Annotated in this window: 19 protein-coding genes and 2 pseudogenes; 9 read left to right on the top strand and 12 right to left on the bottom strand. The window is 37.3% G+C overall.

From position 1 onward, the window contains the following. Positions 1 to 54 precede the first annotated feature (54 nt). The 7 genes from fimA to ACG916_RS17475 all read left to right on the top strand — a co-directional run bounded on the left by fimA (position 55) and on the right by ACG916_RS17475 (position 7,427). Complete coding sequence (gene fimA, locus ACG916_RS17445; RefSeq protein WP_419368202.1) at positions 55 to 636, top strand: type 1 fimbrial major subunit FimA; 582 nt, start codon at positions 55 to 57, stop codon at positions 634 to 636. Positions 637 to 688: 52 nt separating this feature from the next. Beyond that, a complete protein-coding gene (locus ACG916_RS17450) occupies positions 689 to 1,174 on the top strand; it encodes a fimbrial protein (protein ID WP_336952638.1) in 486 nt (161 codons plus the stop codon). A gap of 19 nt (positions 1,175 to 1,193) precedes the next feature. After that, the gene (locus ACG916_RS17455) at positions 1,194 to 1,895 is read left to right on the top strand and encodes a fimbria/pilus periplasmic chaperone (protein WP_336952639.1); all 702 of its coding nucleotides are present in this window, start codon (positions 1,194 to 1,196) and stop codon (positions 1,893 to 1,895) included. Positions 1,896 to 1,900: 5 nt separating this feature from the next. Beyond that, positions 1,901 to 4,519, top strand: a complete 2,619-nt coding sequence (fimD, locus tag ACG916_RS17460; protein ID WP_419328432.1) for an outer membrane usher protein FimD — start codon at positions 1,901 to 1,903, stop codon at positions 4,517 to 4,519. A gap of 11 nt (positions 4,520 to 4,530) precedes the next feature. Beyond that, on the top strand, positions 4,531 to 5,541 hold the full coding sequence (locus ACG916_RS17465; protein ID WP_336952641.1) for a fimbrial protein: 1,011 nt from the start codon (positions 4,531 to 4,533) through the stop codon (positions 5,539 to 5,541). Between the two features lie 9 nt (positions 5,542 to 5,550). Continuing rightward, positions 5,551 to 6,099: a fimbrial protein gene (locus tag ACG916_RS17470; protein ID WP_419328431.1), complete on the top strand. Its 549-nt coding sequence runs from the start codon at positions 5,551 to 5,553 to the stop codon at positions 6,097 to 6,099. 248 nt (positions 6,100 to 6,347) lie between these two features. Then, a complete protein-coding gene (locus ACG916_RS17475; protein WP_419328429.1) occupies positions 6,348 to 7,427 on the top strand; it encodes a helix-turn-helix domain-containing protein in 1,080 nt (359 codons plus the stop codon). 170 nt (positions 7,428 to 7,597) lie between these two features. On the opposite strand, the gene ACG916_RS17480 is transcribed toward ACG916_RS17475, so the two are convergent. The 3 genes and pseudogenes from ACG916_RS17480 to aptA form a co-directional block, all read right to left on the bottom strand. Further along, positions 7,598 to 8,989: an amino acid permease gene (locus tag ACG916_RS17480; protein WP_419328428.1), complete on the bottom strand. Its 1,392-nt coding sequence runs from the start codon at positions 8,987 to 8,989 to the stop codon at positions 7,598 to 7,600. A 99-nt stretch (positions 8,990 to 9,088) separates the two neighbouring features. Continuing rightward, positions 9,089 to 9,586: pseudogene (locus ACG916_RS17485) on the bottom strand (aldehyde dehydrogenase family protein); the annotation flags it as partial. A gap of 241 nt (positions 9,587 to 9,827) precedes the next feature. After that, positions 9,828 to 11,204, bottom strand: a complete 1,377-nt coding sequence (aptA, locus tag ACG916_RS17490) for an omega-aminotransferase AptA (protein ID WP_419328427.1) — start codon at positions 11,202 to 11,204, stop codon at positions 9,828 to 9,830. A 102-nt stretch (positions 11,205 to 11,306) separates the two neighbouring features. Here aptA and ACG916_RS17495 point away from each other — a divergent pair, with 102 nt between their 5' ends. After that, positions 11,307 to 12,227 (top strand): LysR family transcriptional regulator, encoded by a 921-nt coding sequence (locus tag ACG916_RS17495; RefSeq protein WP_419328425.1) that lies wholly within the window; start codon positions 11,307 to 11,309, stop codon positions 12,225 to 12,227. Positions 12,228 to 12,360: 133 nt separating this feature from the next. On the opposite strand, the gene ACG916_RS17500 is transcribed toward ACG916_RS17495, so the two are convergent. From ACG916_RS17500 to ACG916_RS17530, 7 genes and pseudogenes are all read right to left on the bottom strand, one after another. Next, on the bottom strand, positions 12,361 to 12,669 hold the full coding sequence (locus ACG916_RS17500) for a hypothetical protein (RefSeq protein WP_336952647.1): 309 nt from the start codon (positions 12,667 to 12,669) through the stop codon (positions 12,361 to 12,363). 115 nt (positions 12,670 to 12,784) lie between these two features. Continuing rightward, the gene (locus tag ACG916_RS17505; protein WP_336952648.1) at positions 12,785 to 13,795 is read right to left on the bottom strand and encodes a fimbrial protein; all 1,011 of its coding nucleotides are present in this window, start codon (positions 13,793 to 13,795) and stop codon (positions 12,785 to 12,787) included. Then, on the bottom strand, positions 13,792 to 16,365 hold the full coding sequence (locus ACG916_RS17510) for a fimbria/pilus outer membrane usher protein (protein ID WP_336952649.1): 2,574 nt from the start codon (positions 16,363 to 16,365) through the stop codon (positions 13,792 to 13,794). The genes ACG916_RS17505 and ACG916_RS17510 overlap by 4 nt, the downstream gene beginning before the upstream one ends. Positions 16,366 to 16,500: 135 nt before the next feature. After that, a complete protein-coding gene (locus tag ACG916_RS17515) occupies positions 16,501 to 17,229 on the bottom strand; it encodes a fimbrial biogenesis chaperone (protein WP_336952650.1) in 729 nt (242 codons plus the stop codon). A gap of 77 nt (positions 17,230 to 17,306) precedes the next feature. Continuing rightward, positions 17,307 to 17,840 carry a fimbrial protein gene (locus ACG916_RS17520; protein WP_336952651.1) on the bottom strand — a complete coding sequence of 178 codons (534 nt, stop codon included), beginning with the start codon at positions 17,838 to 17,840 and terminating at the stop codon, positions 17,307 to 17,309. 825 nt (positions 17,841 to 18,665) lie between these two features. Beyond that, positions 18,666 to 19,097: a type II toxin-antitoxin system HicB family antitoxin gene (locus tag ACG916_RS17525; RefSeq protein WP_419328424.1), complete on the bottom strand. Its 432-nt coding sequence runs from the start codon at positions 19,095 to 19,097 to the stop codon at positions 18,666 to 18,668. 41 nt (positions 19,098 to 19,138) lie between these two features. Beyond that, positions 19,139 to 19,228, bottom strand: a pseudogene (locus ACG916_RS17530) (type II toxin-antitoxin system HicA family toxin); the annotation flags it as partial. Positions 19,229 to 19,498: 270 nt separating this feature from the next. Here ACG916_RS17530 and ACG916_RS17535 point away from each other — a divergent pair. Next, positions 19,499 to 20,062: a GNAT family N-acetyltransferase gene (locus tag ACG916_RS17535; RefSeq protein WP_419328423.1), complete on the top strand. Its 564-nt coding sequence runs from the start codon at positions 19,499 to 19,501 to the stop codon at positions 20,060 to 20,062. A 158-nt stretch (positions 20,063 to 20,220) separates the two neighbouring features. Here ACG916_RS17535 and ACG916_RS17540 read toward each other — a convergent pair whose 3' ends face one another. After that, a complete protein-coding gene (locus ACG916_RS17540; protein WP_336952653.1) occupies positions 20,221 to 20,577 on the bottom strand; it encodes a DUF1304 domain-containing protein in 357 nt (118 codons plus the stop codon). 65 nt (positions 20,578 to 20,642) lie between these two features. Beyond that, on the bottom strand, positions 20,643 to 21,620 hold the full coding sequence (locus tag ACG916_RS17545) for a zinc-binding dehydrogenase (RefSeq protein WP_419328422.1): 978 nt from the start codon (positions 21,618 to 21,620) through the stop codon (positions 20,643 to 20,645). Between the last annotated feature and the right edge of the window lie 9 nt (positions 21,621 to 21,629).

Consider the following 21,629-nt stretch of genomic DNA (forward strand, 5'->3'; position numbering starts at 1 on the left):
ATGACCAGCTACCACAACAAAATAAGGTAGCTTAACTAGAGCAGAGTATCACTTATAAATAAGCTTTTAGTTGTTCAAACATGTGGGACCACCTCTCTATTAAGTACTGCAACTTTATCTGCTTTAACACTTTCTGTTTCAGCTTTTGCTGCTGATCCTGTAACTGTTAACGGTGGTACAGTACATTTTACTGGTGAAATCGTAAATGCAGCATGTGCTGTAAGTACAGAATCTTCAAATCAAACTGTTGATTTAGGTCAATACCGTACTGCACGTTTAGCTGTTGCTGGCGATAAAACAACTCCAGTACCGTTCCAAATCAAACTTGTTGACTGTGATCCAACAGTTCAAGCAACTGCAGCTGTTGCATTTTATGGTCAGTCTGTAACGTCTAATGCAAACTTACTTTCAGTTGCTGCTGGTGGTACAAACTCTACTGCTGCAACAAATGTAGGGATTGAGATTGCCGATGACACTTCAAAAATCTTAGGTGTTACGGGTGCAAGTTTTTCTACACCTAAAACATTGATCACAGGTGATAACACACTTCAATTCAGCGCACGCTATGTAGCTACAGGTGCATCTACACCTGGTCAAGCAAATGCTGATGCAACTTTTGTAGTGAAATATGAATAATTTATCTGCCTAAGATAATTATTAAATATTTGATTACATGAGCTTATTTACCATGAAAAAGTATATAACCCTGATTGCTGGAATATTAGTAAGTACTCATATTTACGCAGAAAGTTATGTATTTGGTGGAAGAGCTCATTTTCAGGGAGTTTTGATAAATCAAAGCTGTTCAATCTTAATTGAGAATAATGCTGCTGTATCTATTAAAACTCCCAATTCTCCAATTCAAATCAATTTTTCATTATGCCCTGTAAGCATCTACGACAATCTCGCCATTGGTCTATCTGAACAAAATAAGCCAACACATGAGATGTTTTATACAGACCCAAAAGCAAGAAATGATTTTGATATTAATCAAGAATTAAACATTCAAAGTCTTGAACAGACCGGTCTGGATCAGAAATTTATTCGACAAATTGATCGACCTGAACGTTATGACAGTTTCGCTAAAAATAGGATTGGTATTCTCCTCAACCAAACTTCAGAAAAGTCATCCGCTCAAGCATCGAATATTTTAATTTCTGTTTTTTATCCATAAATGAATTCTAAGGACTTATATGAAACTGAACTTATTTAAAAATGGTGTTCTTAGTATAACCTTAGCGTGCTTAGCATCCACCAGCTGGGGCAATAACAATATTATTGGGGGTATATCACTTGGAGCAACTCGTGTTATTTACCCAACCGATGCCAAGCAAGTTTCATTGGCTATTGTCAACAGCAACAATAAAGAACGCTTTTTAATTAACTCGTGGATTGAAAATAATCTAGATGAAAAATCAAAAGATTTTCTTATTACTCCTCCCTTATTTGTCGCAGAAGCAAATAGCGAAAATACATTAAGAATTGTCAATGTTGCCACTAACTTACCACAAGATAGAGAGTCGGTATTTTGGGTCAATGTTAAGGCAATTCCTTCGATTGATAAATCGACTTTGACTGACAAGAATATTTTACAACTTGCTGTTTTATCTCGAATCAAACTGTTTGTAAGACCGATAAATCTAAAAACTAAACCTGAAGCCACATTAGAAACGATTAAGTTTTCAAAATCAGCAGAAGGAATCATGGTTAACAATCCATCTCCATATCATGTTTCTTTTGTGAACGTTTTTGTTGATAACCAAAAAGTGCCAAATGTGATGGCGAGTCCTTTTGCCCAAACAAAAATTTCAGCGACTTCAGGTAATAAACTGAGTTATCAAACGGTCAATGATTACGGTGGTTTAACAGCTAAAGTTGATTTAGAACTGAAGTAATAATTATGAATAGTCTATTTTCAATGCCATACAATGTTGTATGTGTAAGGAGACATATCAAGCGATATCCAGTGGGTATCGCAATGACTATGCTGATTTCAATCGTAGTCCCAAGAACCAGTCATGCAGAACAGGTTTTTAACCCTGCATTTTTAACAGATAACTTATCCAATTCACAAATCTCTGATTTAAGCAGATTTGAGAAATCGACCCATCAATTGCCAGGCGTGTACCGGGTTGATGTGTATGTCAATGATCAATACGCGTTTACTCGCGACATCAATTTTATTGAAAAATCAGGCATTCAAGATACAACTGGGTTATTTCCGTGTTTAGACAGCAAAACATTGCAGGGATTTGGGGTCAATATTGCCCAATACGAGCAATTGTCTACCTCAAACCCACAATGTGTAGATTTTATTTCAATTATTGAAGGTGCAAATAGCCACTTTCAATTTGATAAACAAAAATTATTGATCAGTTTACCGCAAGCTTCTTTACGCAACCAAATTCGCGGCTATATTCCACCCGATCAATGGGATGAAGGGATCAACGGCTTTTATACCAACTATAATATTTCGGGCTATGACAACTCTAAAACAGATACCAACAGTTTCTTTTTACGTCTGGATAATGGACTCAATATTGGCTCATGGCAGTTCCGACATTCAGGTAGTTTTAACGCTAATTCGCACAATGGTAAAACCACAAATCAATGGAATAATTTAAACACCTATGTACAAAAAACAATTATTCCTTTAAAAAGCCAGCTGGTGCTTGGTGACGGTTCAACAAGTAGCGAAATATTTGATAGCTTTGGTTTCCGTGGCGCACATTTGTCAACTTCTGAGGCAATGTATCCTGACAGTCAGCAAGGCTATGCACCTACTGTTCGTGGGGTTGCAAAAACCAATGCAAAAGTAGTGATTAAACAAAATGGTTTTGTGATTCATCAGGTAAATGTCGCACCCGGACCATTCCTTATCCAAGATTTAAATCCAACCTCAATCAGTGGTGATCTTTTGGTTACCATTGAAGAAAATGACGGTTCAATTCAAAGCTTTCAAGTGCCCTATTCAAGCCTTCCTGTTTTACAACGTGAAGGACGCACAAAATATAGTCTAGTAGTGGGTGAGTACCGCAGTGGATTGGATTCTCAAGATAATCCTTCATTGTTACAGGCAACTGCAATTCACGGTTTAAAAAATGGTATTTCCGTTTATGCTGGGACGCAATTGTCAGATAAATATAAGAGTGCTCTGGTGGGTCTAGGAGCCAACCTTGGAGATTATGGGGCTTTGTCTTTTGACCTTACCCATGCGGACAGTGAGTTGGCAGATCAATCCTCAAGCAGTGGACAGTCTTTGCGTTTTTTATATTCAAAATCATTATTAAGCTCTGGGACAACCTTCCAATTATTAGGCTATCGTTATTCGACCAAGGGTTTCTATACCTTAAATGATGTTGCTTATAATCGTATGAGTGGTTATCACGTTTCCGAAACTCAAGATGGAAATCAAGCCAATACACCAATCATTACGGATTACTACAATTTATATAATTCTAAAAAAGGTCGCTTTGAAGTCAACATCTCACATTCACTTGGAAATTATGGTTCTTTATTTGTCTCAGGCAATCAGCAAACCTATTGGGATACCAACAAAAAAAATGAATGGGTTCAAGCGGGTTATGCAAACTCATGGAAAGCACTGAATTACTCATTCTCAGTCAGCCGTAACAAATATTCTGAGATTAATCAGAGTGACACCATGTATGCCATGAATCTGTCCTTCCCATTGGATAAGTTATGGCCGAAAGCCAATTTCCGTAATCATCCAATCCAAAATGCATACAGCACTTTTTCGACCACACATAATTCAAATGGTAATGAGTCCTATATGGCAGGTTTAAGTGGCACCTTACTGAAAGATCGAAATTTAAGTTATAGCATCAATCAGGGACAAGTCAGTAAGCAAGGTGATATTGGTTCAGTCAGCCTAAATTACAATGGTAGTTACGGCACAGTAGGTGCAGGTTATAGCTACGAAAAGAACTCAAATCAGTTTACCTATAATGCATCTGGTGGCATTTTAGCGCACCGTGATGGTATTACCTTTGGTCAGCCTTTAGGGAGCACCTCAATCTTGGTTAAAGCACCCGGTGCCAAAGGTGTAAATATCGAAAACTATACAGGCGTTAAAACCGATTGGCGTGGATATGCCATTGTTCCTTATGCAACTGAATATCGTGCCAATCGTGTTGCGCTGAATTCAAATACGTTCAGTAATAATCTCGAAATCAGCAATAACGTTGAAAATGTCGTCCCAATTAAAGGGGCGATTGCCAGAGCAACGTTTAACACCAGTTTAGGTGTAAGAGCACTTATCACGTTATCCCATAACGGCAAGTTTATCCCGTATGCAAGCAGTGTGATTGAAAAAGGAAGTTCAGCCACCAGCATCGTTGCAGACGATGGCCGGGTTTATCTAACTGGACTTCCGCTCAAAGGCACCTTGGAAGTGAATTGGGGCGAATCTGCTGAAGGAAAATGTTTGGCAAACTACGATATTTCAGACATGGACCTTAGCAAACCCGTTATTCAATTTGATCTTGAATGTCAATAAGGAGAGATCATATGAAATTTAAGCTTTTAATTTCCAGTATGTTGCTACTTGCTTCAGCTCCATCTTTTGCAGTTGTCTGTTGGAACAGTAAAGGAAATGGTGTTGTGGATGAAGTTTTTTATGATCTATCCAATAGTTTCAGCAGCTCTAATAACGCTGTAGGTAAAATTGTAGAGCTTAAAAAGAATTTTTCTTCGCAAGTTTATGGAACCTGCCCTGCTCATAATTCCAATATTAGTCGAAATAGAACCATGCGTAGTTATGTTTCCGACCTCTCTGTCGTAGAAACGATTGATCGATATAAATACTTACCGATCAACGACTATTTAGTCGGTGCTATGAAAATTACCGATAGCTTTGCGGGAGATTTTTACCCCCCTGCAAATTATGTACAGATGGGTACAGATCCCAATGTAAGTAAAGGCCAACCCTTTGGTATTTGGGATTCAAACTTTACCTTTCGCCTCAAAGTGATTAAACCCTTTATTGACTTTGTGCCTATCCCTAAAAAAACCATGTTTACCGTATATGTCACAACGGGTTCAGCAGATCCATTAAGTATCCCTGTTTATAAGATTAGTTACAGTGGCTCTATTTCGGTTCCACAAAGCTGCAAAATTGGCACAGGTGATTTTTTAGAAATTAAGTTTGGGGAAATTCCAGCCTATGCCTTTAGTCAGGCTGGTCCTGGCAATAAACCCAACAATGTCAATAAACAGAGTCATACCTTAGCAATTCAATGTACCAATATTGATGCCCAAGCAATGCTGACACTTCGGCTTGAAGCTGAAAAAGCCACTGGAGATATGATGATCTCAGATAATCCAGATATTGGCTTTAAGATGTCAGATCAAAACGACAATGTGTTATTGCCCAACAATATCAACAGTGTGATTCCGTTTAATCTCAATCAACAGCCAGCAAATGTGACCATCAAAGCTTGGCCTGTCAGTATCACTGGAAATAAACCAGAAATTGGTCCGTTTAAGTCTAGAGGATATCTCAGAGTGGATTTTGATTAGGAGAAACCAATGAAAAATAAAGCAAGATATATGGCTGTTGCCACAATGATATGTTGTTTAAATATTCATCAACTCTCTCATGCTCAAAATACCAATGTAGAGCTGGGTCGTGTGAATATTGAACTTTCAGGGATCGTAACTACAGCAACATGTGGCGTGTTAAGTTCTGAACAAGATAAATATATTCAGCTTGGAAGCGTTGCGAGCAAAGACTTACCTAGTATAGGTAGTCAATCAAAGCCAACCCCGATTCATTTTGAGATGAGTAACTGTCCGCCAAATGGTTCTGTGACGATCACTTTTGATGGGCCCCGAAATACTGAAAATTCTGAACTTTTAGCGCTCGATGCCTTAGCCAATAAAGCTGAAAATATTGCCATAGAAATTCGAGATCAAGATAAAAAAAGATTAGCTTTAGGCAAGAAAAGCGAAGCCTTTAGTACAGACATCAATGGCAATGTTTCAGCGATATTTTATGCAAATTATATTGTGACCAAAGCACAAGCCTTAGCAGGCATTGCAAATGCAAATGCTCAATTTTCTATTCAATACGATTAAGAAAATAAAACGATTCATTATTGACGGTTAACACAATTGATTATTCAGACTCTTTAAGGCAAAGCGTTAAGAATTCATCATTCTCATTTGAATGACACCAAAATAGCTGAGAACGTTTATCTATTTTAACCATTCAAATCTCCTCGCAGCTTTAAAGAAAATGAATACATCGCATATAACGACAATTGTTTGATTACTTTAAATAAAAAATAAATACATAGAAATATCTAATGATATGGGGAGAATCCATGAAAACTTTTTTTAAAATAAAAAGTGTGAATAAGGGTATGGCATTTCTATTAGATGATTTTTGTAAAAAAAAAGGGGTAGATTTTTCAAACCCTACTGACTACCATTTAAATGATCATATTCCATTTGGAGAATGGCTCAGGCGGATAAAAGAAATCAACACACAATATCCTCAAGCTGGCGTGGGATTAGACATTGGTGCTTTAGTCCAGCCAAAACATATGGGTATCGTAGCGTATATGGCGCAGTCAAGTAATACTTTAGCAGACTACATCAAAATACTGAGTCGATACGAAAAGCTATGGTTCAATTATATCCCTAAAAAAGTTCTGCTTGATGAAAACTACTTTTCAATCTCATGGGATAAACCCGCTTATTTACAAGTAGGTTTATATACTCAAGAAACGATAGTTGTTGAAGAAATACAGGTTTCCGTGCTCTTTCATCATTTAAAACAACTCATTGATTCAGGTGAAAATATTTTTCATCGTTTAGAACTTGCGATCCCTAAGCCAAATGATATAAAAAAATACCAACAATTGTTTAACTGCCCAATTCAATTTGATGCAAGTCAAACTCGGATTGTGATACTCAGCTCACTACTGGAAACTAAATTAAAATACTATGATCCTATTCTTTTAGAAATTTTATTTGACCATGCCGATATATTACTTAGTAAAATGCCTCAGGAAGATTCATTCTTAGAGTTAGTTAATCTGAGTATGTTGCAAGCACTTGAGAATAATAATGTTCAAATTCACTCTATCGCAAAGTCATTAAATCTATCGGCAAGAGCACTACAAAAATATTTAAAAAATAGAGGTTTATCATTTAAAGAAATCTTATGTAATATTCGGCAAAATTTGGCAAAAAAATATCTGCAAAACCAAAATTTATCCATAACAAAAGTTGCTTATTTACTTGCTTATAAAGACCAAACTTCCTTTAATCGTGCTTTTAAAGCATGGTATGGTGTTTCTCCTTCGATGTGGAGAAAGCAAAATATCAATAAAAAACTGGATATTAATGAAAAGTTTGAAACTCGTTTCAATGAGCAGAATGTTTATGCAAGAGAATAAAATAAGCCCATGCTTTGTAAAACACCGAGAGAATCCAGCATAAGTTGTTATTGTTACTGCAAGGCATGAAGAAAAAAACTACAGCGTTCATACATAATACAAACCTTGTACCGCTGTTTTACCCTCAAAGTACAAAGTTTGATTATTTTTCTATAAGCGTAAATGATCCTTTAATCCAAATGCATTACTATGCGCTTTGTAGTTTTATTCTTACGAGTCACAAGAATTCCACAAATTACTACAACTGAGGTTACTCCTAAAGATAAGGTGGTCTCATAACTATATTGAGGCGATAAAAACATATATGCCAATACACTCATAATCACGACAATCACAAACCATGTCAGCCAAGGAAATAACCACATTTTAAAGGTAATTTGCTTCCCTATTTTTTCTAGTTTACGTCTTGAGCGTAACTGAGACACTGCAATCACTAAATAAACCACCAGCGCAATTGAACCCGTTGTTGACAGTAAAAATCCAAAAACTTGCCCAGGGAACATATAATTCACGGCGCAACAAATCAGACCAACAAAAGTTGAAGCAAACACTGCAACTGTCGGCACACCTGCATCATTAATTTTAGTCACAACTTTTGGCGCTTCTTGACGTGTACCCAATGCAAACAGCATACGTGAAGAGGTATATACAGCTGCATTCATACAACTTGCAACTGCAATAAAGACCACCATGTCCATAATCAATTTAGTTTGAGGAACATTGAGACTGACCAAGACATATTGAAATGTCCCCAATTTTTGTAAATCTGGGGAACGCCAATCAACTAAAGCAACCGCAAGGAAAATTGAAACAACAAAGAATAAGATAATTCGGTAAAGCACCAAATTGGTAGCACGTTTAATTTTATCTTGTGGATTTTTAGACTCTGCTGCTGCAATGGAAAGGATTTCAACACCGAAAAAAGAAAATGCTGAAATTAAAATAGCTGATAGAACACCACCCATTCCATGCGGCATAAAACCGCCATTTGAAAATAAATGGCCAATACCACTAACATCGTGCGCTAAAGGCCAAAGCCCAAATACTGCCGATGCACCAATAAAAATAAAAAGCAGTATTGCAACAACTTTAATTAACGCAAACCAAAACTCAAACTCACCAAAACTTTTGGTACTAAAGAAATTGGCTAAACTGAGTAAAATAATAAAAGCAAAGGCATAAATAGCACTGGAAACTTGAGGAAACCATGCATGTAAAATTTCAGCACCTGCAATTGCTTCGATAGGGATCACCAAAACCCAAAACCACCAATACAACCATCCCACGGTAAAGCCTGCCCATGGGCCAATTGCTTTACGGGCATAAGTAGAAAATGAACCTGTATCTGGTTGCGCAACAGCCATTTCACCAAGCATACGCATCACCAGAAAAACGATAATACTGGTAATAATATAAGCCAGTACAGCAGCAGGACCTGCTTTGGCAATTGCAGCTGAAGAGCCCACAAATAAACCAGCACCAATAACGCCACCGATACTAATCATCGTGATATGTCGATTGGAAAGTCCTTCACCTAATTTTGTTGTTTTAACACCATTCATATTTTATTCCTTAAAAATACTTTTAAAATCGTGATCTACATTGTTAAATCCTTATTAAAAATAGAGAAAATTAATGACCTTCCTTCTATACACAAAAAATTAATTTAAGGTGGGCATTGAAAACAGCTTAGCTTCACAAACGTGTGAAGAAGGCCAACACGGGGTAATGGGTTTACGACGCGTATAAAAATGCACTCCATTTGGCCCAAAAGCATACCCATCACAGGTATATATACAGATGCCATCTCCATACTCATGATCATTAATCAGTTGCATCGCCTGTTGCATGGTTTCTATGCGAATCACTTGTAGAACAGGGTCAAAAATTTCTTGCTGATAACTGGTCATGTCTGATGAAACCTGATCAATTAGCGTTGAGTCAACAAAAAATCCAGTCTTATAACCTATAGGTTTGGTATCACGACCATCGACAACGATTTTAGCACCTTGATGTTCAGCACTTTGGATAAAAGCTTGAACTTTATCGTTATGTGCTTGCGAAATGAGCGGTCCAAAGTCATTTTGTTGATCTTCATGATAACCAAACTTCAGTTGTGCAATTTGAAGCACCTGATTCACCAACACGGTATTAGCAAGTGCAAATTGTTTACGGATCTCTACTGTGGCTGGTTGATATAGAGGGTGTTTTCTTGCCGACTTAACAACCAGACTGTCGTGAATAAAATATCCAACCCGCTTGAAGGATTGTATTGCATTAACATCAATCAACTTATCACCATTAAAATTTTCTAAATTGTTCATTACATTTCCTTATCTATTCTCATTCCCTTCTATACCACGTGATTTAGTGTCATCTTTGCTTAAGCGCTCATCTTACTTATTTCACCTGATAAATTGCTTCACCTACTGCATTCATCAAACTCGTTAATTGCACTTCTGTGCTGTTAAACATCGGGCCAAACTGAATGGTATCCCCGCCAAAACGGACATAGAAACCGGCTTTCCACAGTTTCATTCCAATTTCAAAAGCTCGAATCGTGGCATCGCCATCACGCGGTGCCAATTGCAATGCACCAATCAATCCACAGTTCCGAATATCGACAATATGAGGTGAACCTTTTAACTCATGGACAAGCTTTTCAAACCTTGGCGCTAAGTCAGCAGATTGAGAAATTAAATTTTCTTGTTCAAGAACATTCAGCGTTGCTAGAGCAGCGGCACAAGCAACAGGATGGGCTGAATAAGTATAGCCATGGGTGAATTCAATCGCATGTTCGGGTAGATCTTGCTGCATAAATGCATTGTAAATTTCATGGCTTGCGACCACACCACCTAATGGAATTGCACCATTGGTAATCTGTTTAGCAAAGGTCAAAAGATCTGGGGTAACTTCAAAATATTCTGCCGCAGTCCATTTGCCGATGCGCCCAAAGCCTGTAATCACCTCATCAAAAATCAGTAAAATATCGTGTTGGTCACAAATTTCTCTCAAGCGTTGTAAATAACCAACAGGTGGCACGATACACCCTGCTGAACCTGAAACAGGCTCTACTATTAATGCTGCAATATTAGAAGCATCATGTAATTCAATCAGCTTGAGCATTTCATCAGCCAGCTCAACCCCACCCGTCTCTGCACAGCCTTGGGTAAAACTTAAGTGCGCTTGCAAAGTGTGAGGCAAATGATCAACATCCATCAATTGACCAAACATTTTACGATTGCCGCCTATTCCACCTAGACTGGTCCCCGCCACGTTTACACCGTGATAGCCACGTGCCCGACCAATCAATTTGGTTTTGCTTGGTTTTCCTTGAATACGCCAATAGGCACGTGCGATCTTGATGGCAGTGTCCGCAGATTCTGAACCTGAGTCGGTAAAAAATACATGCTGCAATTTTTCTGGCATCAGCTGAACAATTTTTTCAGCCAATTGAAAAGATAAAGGATGTCCAAATTGGAATGCAGGTGAGTAATCCAATTTTGCCAATTGCTTACTCACAGCTTTCTGGATTTCAGGCAGTGTATGCCCTGCACCGCACGTCCATAGCCCTGACAATGAGTCATAAATCTCACGCCCAGTACTGTCAATTAAATACGATCCTTTTGCACCCACGATCATGCGCGGATCTTTATGAAAATTACGGTTTGCAGAAAATGGCATCCAATGGGCTTGATAATTTAAATTCATCTGCTCATTTGACTGACTGGCTTCCAATGCGTCATCGCGGTCATTTGATGTATCGATATCGAACATAAGTACTCTTCTTGTTTTGTGATTATCTCTTGAGTGTACAAAGCGAAATAGTTTTGATAAATTCAAAATATCTTGAGTTTAGATATAAAAAAGCAAAACTAAATGAAACCTAAAAAATTAAACCAAGTTACTGATTTTGATATAAAGTTACTCAAAATATTTAAAACAGTGTGTGATTGTCACAGCTTCACTGCTGCCGAAAGTATCCTTGGGATCAGTCGTTCTGCCATTAGTCTGCATATGAGTGATCTGGAAAATCGCTTAGGGATTCGACTCTGTCAACGTGGTCGAGCAGGCTTCTCCATCACCGATGAAGGTCGAGAAGTTTTACAATATATTGAAGTACTGACCGCTTCGATTGAGGACTTTCGTGCCAAAATCAATCAAATGCATAATCAGCTCAAAGGTGAATTTAATATTGGTATTATTAATAACTTAGTCACGATGCCTAGTGCATATATCACCAATACATTGGCACAGCTTGCGGAAGAAAATACAGAGGTGGTTATTAATATTAGTATGAGCACAGTGTCAGATATTGAGTGCCGTGTTTTGGACAATCGCTTACATGCTGGTGCGATTCCGTTGGTGAGTCCATTGTCAGGTCTAGATTATTTTCATTTATATAACGAAGAGTCTTCACTCTATTGTGGACAAAACCACCCACTCTTTCAGCATTTAGGTGAAATAAGTTTAGATGACTTAAAACGATGCAATACAGTTCTTCCCAATTACGCGATTACCCCCGATGCAATGAAGTTACATCAACGCTTGAACTGTTCAGCGACAGCCAGTGATCGAGAAGGTATTGCTTTTCTGATTCTTTCAGGAAAATTTATGGGGTTTTTACCCGATCATTATGCGAAAAAATGGGTCCAAGATGGTTTGATGCAACCCATTTTAAAGGAGAGAATGCATTATAGTACACCGATATGTCTGATTACACATAAAGGGAAAAACTATAATATTATCTTAAAAACATTTATGGATATATTAAGAAAAACCGTTCAACCGATAAAATAATATACAAACATTTAAATTTGGTTATTTTTAATACGAATTAAAATATAATCCAACCTAAATAATCAGATTATATTTTAACTTATCACACAACATATTTTTTAATTTATGTTATTTATTTCACATATTAATTGGCTTAATAATAATCTACCACCAATATTTTATGCTGATCACTCTCCAAATCTTGAATTTTTAAATGCGCCATACTATTGGCATTTTTATCAACTAAGCTATTGAAATTAAAGCTATCTATTATGCTGGTTTTTCTCAGTACATCAATCGTATTATCAATCACTTTGCAATTAGAATTATTAGAATCCTTTTCACATGTAAATTCTACAATTTGCCCTTGAAAATGAATCTCCTCTGCGTAAGTGGCTAAACTTAAACTCGATATCGTTGTAAATGTTATTAATAAAAAGGATAGTTTTTTATTTAACTCCATCTCATTCCCCTCTAAAGAAATGGTGTAGTTAATTAATTACATAACCTTATTATTAATACAAGATTTTCCAATCAATAAATAAAAAAATAATTTTAAAAAATATGATTTACATCAATTAATCATATTCAATTGTGACGGTTGCCATAGCTCGTACTTTTCCGGGCATCACTTTGGTTGCAGTCTGATAGTAACGCGCAGTCATTGGCACATTATATTGAATATTATCATTTGACTTTAACGTGCCTAATTCTAGCTTGTCATTTTTAGCAATCACTTTATTCGAATTTTTATATTGTGAAAGCAATTGTACGCCAACACCTGATGCACTGCTTCCTGCGGTATTTGTATTCGCAAGTACATTTTGAGTGCTACTACTCACCGCATCATAATCAAAGCTTAGGCTGATTTTATTGCTTTCTTCATAACCACTGGGGTTTTTACCACCATTACACAAAATGTTGAGATCAAAGGCTTGCTCACCTTGCGTTGAACCGACACCTTTAAAATCAACCTTATTTACGGTTGGCAGTGTCACGGTTTTATTAATATTTCCCAATATTTCACATGAAGAAGACGCAATAGTAATCGCATTCCCATATACCGTACTGGTTAACCAAGGCGGGCTTGGGCGTTCACCAGAACGATAACTACTATATGTGCCTGGAACCAGTGCGCCAGATCCTGTTGATGTCGCCGTTTTAACAATTTCAACAATAAAAAAACCTTCAGCCAAAACACGTCTACCACTCGCACTTCGTGTATAAGGATAATAATCGGCAAAACCAGGAGCTGTTGGTGCTTCCCGGTATAAGCGAATTCCAATCCCATCAATATTGGTGTTATAAACCGAATTACCGATCGGGCTAAGTGAATAGTTTTGAGTTAAAACAGCACCAAGTGTCCCATAACTACCACAACTATACGTCGAACCATTGGGTCTAATTGGAAAAGAGGCTTTGCGTAAAACCTTTCCTACAGGGTCACTTGGTCTCACCACAACACGTCCTACTGCCATGCTCACATCAACAGTAGAGAAACCACGATCTGGTATACATGCAGCATACGTCCCTGAACTCACAGTCCCAGCAATGAGCAAGAGAATACGATTTAAAACTTTACCGTTCATTGACATACACCTTCCGCCATAATCATATTTTGCTTTTTGTCTGCTGCTTGCGCAGAAACGTCATATTGAATGCGGCATTGCTCATTGGCATTTTCGCCCCATTTTACTGTAACCGAGTCTGCTGTGGTATTGGTTCTTAAGTAAACCATACTACCTTGTGCAACCATCCCAATATTTTCACCTTTTGTATCAAATACTTCTGCTGCAAAAGGTAAGGTATCACCATTTTCTTTTTTACTGCGGATATAAATTGCTTTACCAATTTTAGTTGCAAAACTCACTTGTGAAATCGAACCTGCATAGGGTGCGATACGCTGACTTGTACCATCCAACTCCACATCTGTCGACATTCCTTGAGGATCAAGAGTAATATCATTTAAACGATACGGTGTTACATATGGAATCACAGCATAACCAGATTTATTGATACTTAAACCTGTTGCATTATTTACTTTTGCACCAGCTGCTTCAGGCGCATACACCAAGACCATGGTTTGTCCCTGATCTGGTCCAAACAAAACACCTTCAGGATGAGCAACAATATTACCACGTGCCGTTAACATTGCTTGTTGGTAACGGTCTGCAACACTGTATGATCCACCAACGGTCGCATAGTTTGTACGATATTGGGCATTCAAATTGGCACTAGGATTATCACCATAGCGAGTAGATACAGATGTACCATAGTTAAAACGATCGCCCACTATGCCACTTACCCCAACAGTCGCATTATCTTGCGTCATAATCGAGTTAAAGTTCGCTGAGTTTTTCTTAAATGAAAGTGGCAATGAAAGGGTCAGCATATACTCAGTATCACTATTACTTATACTTGTCGCATTGTTTTCAACAATACGTTTAATTGCTGATAAACCATAAGTTAACCCACGATAGCTATTGCTATATCCGACTTGATACTGACGCGTTGTTTCTTGGCGATTCCAATAATCCACCCAAGAACCTGTTGCATAAATATTCCCCCAATCACGCGGTAAGCCCTGATTCAGAGTGATCTGAAATTCACTACGTTGTTTACCTACATGCGCTGAGCTAATGCCTTTATTATCTAGGTCTTGTACCAATATCGCATCACGTAGCTTATAAAAATTTTCTGTAGAATAACGATATGCAGCCAAAGTCAAATTGGTATCTGTTGGCGTAATTAATTTACTATAACTGATACGGAAGCTTTGCCCACTTTCACTCTTACGACGTTCAAAATCTGCTTGTGAATGTGTCACATCGACTGCGATTGCACCAATTGGCGTTGCAAAAGCACTACCCAAAGTTACTGCTGAATAGTCTTCTGAAAACTGTACACCACCATAAGCAGTGATTGAGTTATTGATACCGCGTTGATATTTCCCTTGTACAATAAATGGATCTAAATCAATATCTTTATCGCGGAATTGACCCATTGATACAGAATAACGACTCATTCCTGGGCGAAGCATTTGAACAACAGATGCATAAGGAATTGAATAGCGTTGAATCTCGCCATTGGCTTCTAAAATAGAAACTTCAAGTTCACCACCAAACCCTGTTGGGTAGAGATCATTAATTTCAAAACTACCGGGTGCAACAGTCGTTTGATAAATTAATTGACCTTGCTGACGTACTTCAACCTTAGCATTGGTTTTTGCATTACCTCGAATACGTGGTGCATAACCAATCATACTGTTCGGTAACATACGGTCATCACTGGAAAAATCCAAACCGCGATAACCAAATGAATCAAAAATTTCACCATCGGTAAAGCTTTCACCTAAAGTCAATACGCCACGGTATTGAGGAAATGCACGCTGAACATAGGTGTTAATTGAGTCATAGCTTGATTTAGATTTATTTTCTGTCGTGGTGCGGTCTTGCCACTGCCATTGACCATTATGGCGCAATTGCCAACCTGCCAAATTTGCACCAGCTGTAACCGAAGTAAACGCGTTTGTGGTTTCTTCCCCACCTTGCATTTTATTAAATGTTTTATATGCACTAGCATTATAAGATAGAAATGCAGCATTGATCCCACGATCCCATACGCTTGGATCGACATAGCCTTGGGCATTCTTTTGCATTGCAACTTGTGGAATTGAAATATCTACACGTAAACGTGAAGTATCAAATTCATAAAAAGAATCTTCAACCCATTCCTCGATTTTCTGACAACCAGTCAAAGCAAAGCTATCGCCTTTTTTTAATACCTCTGCTTTTACGCCATATTCTAATAATTGATTTGAGTTAAAGCAGGTAAAAGCATTTTGATTATTTTCAGTTGCTTTAAACACCATACGGTGTTTACCAAACCAGTTACCATTGACATAAATATCAACATTATAGTCACCTGGTAAGACAGGGTTACCATATTTAAAGCGGTTTACATCTATCTTTTTGGCATCGCCAATTAAAAAAGCCGAATCAAATTCTGCTTCTGCAGCAGCCGGAGACTTTTCAGCCTCTTTTAAGTCAGTTTCAGATGCATTAACTAAAGCAGGAATGCTGAGTGTAATAACCCCACAAGCCACATAGTAACTAATATGTCGCTTGATCCACTTGTAGCTTTGTTCATTTTTTTGCATAAAGAAGTCTGCCTATCAACAAATGAATAGGGTTTTTTACTCGCTTAATATCAGATAAATGGAATGATTAAATCATCACTGCGAAGGTGCTTTAAATTTCTCGTGTTCAAGAAACTTAAAGACTTGTGCAATCTATTAAAATTTAATATTTCGCTCTATACGACCACCATAATCATTGATTGTGGTAAAGGTCATCTTAGAGACATTAGAATTTTTTAAATTCACAGTTCCATCAGAAAATGGTTTCAACATTAAGCCTTGTGAAATCAAGTCAACGCGTTTGCCTGATTGATCCTGCATAATAGAGGTCAAGGTAATATGAAATGGTGTTGGGTTTTTTACAGTTAACTGAGTACCGTTATTGCTCCACTGTAATTTTTCAGGTGCCAAAGCGACATCTTCTTTAATTCCAGTTGGGCGATAAAAAAACTTAATACGTGATCGAATGGCAAGTTGTAAAAAGTTGTCTGGTATAACATTCTGATCTTTCGCAGAAGGTTTTGGCGGAATATCAAGAATATTTAACCAAAAAAGTGTTTCTTGAGTTTTACTTAACTCATTTGTATTAGGCAAACTGGTAATCCGTAAAGACTGCCCTTTTTTAGCTTCTACACGCGATATAGGCGGTGTAATCATAAAAGGCGCTTTTGATTGATCTGGAGTCGATTTCGCATCTCCCTCATCAATCCATGCTTGAACCAATGCAGGATTATTTCCGTTATTACTTACTTGTAAAGTAATTTCACGTGCATCAGATGGATAAATCACACGTGTACCATGAATGATGATTTCAGCATTTGCTGCACCAAACGGAATTAAAAATGCGAGTAAACCTTTTTTAAGAAAGGAATGATTCAAGAACATAACGATTATCTCTATCTAAAACAAAGTAAAAGAGCTAGTTTGCCAGGCAATCTAGCTCCGTACCATTCAATAAAAAATTATTGATAGATAATAGTGTATTGAACAGAAGTAGTTACTTTACCAGCAGCAGATGCATCAGTTGCATAATATTCAGCATAGTAATTTAGGTCTGCTGCACCTTTGTCAGCAACATCTACCCACTGAGAGTTAGCTTGTGCACCAGAAGCACCAGCAGCAAGTACAGGGATGAATTGGTTATTTGAACCTAACAATTGAACTTGTACGTTTTTTGCACCAGTTGCATCTGTGTTGTTTAAACGACCTGTACCAAAGTCAACTGTTGAACCTGGTTCAAAATAAGTTGCAACTTTACCTTCAGAGCAGTTCGCCAAGTTGATCGTGAATGGCGTACGACCTGCGATATCACCAGTTTTAGCAAGAGTTTGCTTAGATACTGTTGGAAGAGTAACAGTGAAATCTTTACCTTGTGGAGTCACGATGTCACAAGTTTTGTCAGTCACTAAACCGTTAATTGTGATTGTGCCATCTGCTGCAAAAGCACTAGAAATTCCTAAAATTGAAACTGATGCTGCTAAAAAAATGTTTTTCATACCAAATATCCTATACAAACAAAAAATGATTAGTGTTGGTCGATGGCTATTATGCACACTGGGACAAAAATGTAAACAAAGTCACACTTTTCATAATAAATAGATACAAGCGTATATAAATTTGTATTTTTTGAGATAAATTATTTAACCATATATTTCAATATGTTAAATAATCATTAAATTGATATTTCAGTTTTATTTAAAGAATTTTTTTTTGTAAATTTTTCATGAACAAGTTAAATTCACGTTATTTCAGCCTCAATTTAGAGCTGTTATCAATCTAGTAAAGCATCTTTTTAAGTTAATTTTGTTCGTAGAGTTTGATCAAAATTAAGCATGCTTATTTAAAAAATTTAGAATGACTGCAACCATGCAACGACTCTACCCTCCCCCCTGACTTATCCTAAGAATCAAGCACAGACATGTTTTAAGCACTATTTTTATTATTCGTGTTTCATTGCCATTGGATATTTTCAGTGAGCAATACTTGCTAAGAGAGAAAATTAATATTTGTATTTAGGAACAGGTTTATGGAGGAAATGTTCTTAGGATATCCATGTACTCTTCAATTTTTTAATGTTAAAAATCATGTAAATATTTTTTCTAATAAAAGTGTGAATTAGTTAACATATTAAAATATGTTGTGTTGGCTTCTTTTAAGCTGCCTGTATGGCAGTAAACTAGCACGACTGTGGTGGTAGAATCCGTCTACATTTCTAAGCTGCCTACTCGGCAGTGAACAGTGGACTTTCTAAAAATATTTTGCTTCTTGCTGAGTATTCGTTTTAATACTCATTCACTTTTCTTTAAAATTCAGAAGCCCACTCAATTGAGTGGGTCTTTTTGATTAGCCATGGATGAAGCTTGCAGTATTTTTTCTGCACCAGCTGCTGCAGAACGGGTTTTATGCTGCTTATCTTTACCCACTTTATCCTCTATGAGATAAATTAAGCGACTTGGTAAAGTGACATTAATTTTTTCAGCCTTACCTAAATAACGATTCACATCAACATCTAGGACTGCCCAGATAAAGCCTTTAAACTCTTCATCGTTAAGAAATTTACTTACTTCTGATGCAAAAGGAATATTTTTGCCATCTTCTGCGAGAATCTCCAAATGATCTGCAATGGCTTCTTTCGCATTGCTTAATGCTTCTTCAAAAGTATCTCCCGCAGAAAAACATCCATGAATATCAGGAACAATCACGCCATAGGCTTCATCATTCGAGCCTTTTTCTACTGCAATTGGATATAACATACTCACCTCTTTTGGAGAAAATGAAGCTTGGATGCAGTGGGTCACTCAAGACCGGCTTGCTTTAAGATGCTTTTAACAGTTCCAGTTGGTAAATCTTTTTTAAGGTGAGGTACTGTGACTAGACCTTCTTTGACAAAAATAAGTGAACAATACGCTAACAATAAAGGTTGATTTAACGAATCACTTAGATTACTTGTCCTCCATAGATAATCTTTTACATTTTGATGAAGAAAATTTAGATCACTTTGCATTTTGAATAAAATTTATTAAATATCTGCCTAATTATAATGATTTTGTTTTGAAAAGTACCGAAATTGCCAAAATTTGGGAATAGTAATAAGCGCCTAAAATACCTATAGTTCCTTTTGAAATTTGATGAATTTTATAAGCGACTTTACAATATGATTTTGACAACTGAACGGTTAATTTTAAGACCTTGGCAAGAAAGTGATGCAGAAAGTTTATATGAATATGCAAAAGATGAACGCGTTGGGCCAATTGCGGGCTGGCCGGTACATGAAAGTCAGGCACAAAGTTTAGAGTATATTCAGACAGTTTTTGCACATGATGAAGTCTATGCGCTTGCAAAAAAGCATGACAATCGAGCCATTGGTATGGTTGGTCTACTGATTGGGCAAGACAGTAATTTCGATATTGCAGATAATGAAGCAGAAGTGGCTTACTGGATTGGTGTTCCCTTTTGGGGAAATGGTTTTATACCTGAGGCTGTTAAGGCAGTCATGCAACATGCCTATGAAGATTTGCAATTACAAGCTTTATGGTGTGGTTACTTTGCAGATAATGAACAGTCACATAAAGCACAAGCAAAATGTGGCTTTAAGCATCATCATACTGAAACAGATAAATATAATCAGTTTCTAGCAGATTACCGTACAGAGCATATCAGCTATTTATCGCGTGAAGATTGGATCAAATTGCCTACGCATTACAAAGCAGGCGAATAGATGGATTAGAGTCAATTGAAGTTCGCCAACATCAGAGATATTAATAAATAAATTAACATCATTATCCAAGCTTAACTTTATTGTTCTCTCTGATGTTGCTGTTTAATCAAATTATTTTTGAATAAATTTAAAGTAAGGGGCTAGGTTAGCCCCTTACTTTAGTAATTCAAATTCACGACAATTAATGCCAAAGCTGCAGGAATCGCTTGTATATAAATAATTTTCTTACTTGCAGTCATACCGCCATAAATCCCAGCAACCAACACACAGCCTAAAAAGAAGTTCGCCAGTGATAATGCATAAATTGCAGGTGCACATAAAGACCAAAATAAACCAGCAGCTAAAAACCCATTATATAAACCTTGATTTTGTGCCATGACTTTGGTGAGCTGTGCTTTTTCAGGCGTATTCCCAAATGCTTTTAAACCGTATTGTTTGTCCCATAAGAACATCTCTAAAACTAAAATATACACATGTAACAGTGCAATTAAAGCAATTAAAATTTGTCCAATCATCGTTTTTTCCTTATTTTTAAAATTGGTCATAGATCAGTCTTACAACTGATCTACCTCAAATATATTTATGGTTTTAATAATACTTTGCCTTGGCGTGCACCTTGAGTGGCTTTGGCTGCCGCATTTTGAATCTGATCAAAACTAAAGATACCTTCAACAGGCAACACCAATTTTTTCTGAGCAGCTAAAGTCAACAATTCTACAATTAACTCTTTTTTGCGTTCAGCAGACAATTGCTTATTGACCACACTCGCCCAGAAGCCTTTTACTGTGGCTTGTTTGAAAATAAGATCACCTGATGAAATTTGCATCAGTTCACCCGTCATACTGCCAAATGAAACCAATACACTATTTTCACTGAGTAAAGCCAACATTTCACCACTGGCTTTACCGCCAATTGAATCTACCCCAGCAATTAAAGGTTGATCTGCGTGTATCGCTTTTACTTGATCTTTCCAATCCGCTTGATCAGTCGCCACTACATTTTGAATACCTAAACCATTCATTTCTGTAACTGCATCACTACGGCGAACTAAATGAATGACTTTTTGACCGCGAGCGTGCGCAATCATCGCAACAGTTTTACCCACAGCGCCATTGGCTGTGTTTTGGATAAGCCACTGATCTTGTTTTAAATCAATAAAATCTAACAACATCAGTGCACTAATCGGCATACCAATCAATTGTGCAGCGGTTTCATCATCTATTGCATCAATTAAAGGAACCACACTATGGGCAGGTGCAATAAAGTATTCTGCCCAACTGCCATGGACCGCAGCCACTGCAACACGTTGCCCAACAGATACAGCATCGACACCCTCACCAACAGCATCAATCACACCAACGGCTTCACTCCCCCCAATCGCAGGAAGTGTTGGCTTATAGCCATAACTGCCTCTCACCGTCCAAACATCATGGTTATGCATCGGAGATAAAATCATTTTAATACGAACTTCGCCTGCTTTAGGCTCTGGCTTTGGCATTTCTGCTGATGCTAATACGTCGACAGGTTCGCCAAAAATATGATGAATAATACTTTTCATTTGTTGTTC

The sequence above is a fragment of the Acinetobacter legionensis genome (assembly GCF_048552295.1).
In the GTDB taxonomy this organism is placed as follows: Bacteria; Pseudomonadota; Gammaproteobacteria; order Pseudomonadales; family Moraxellaceae; genus Acinetobacter.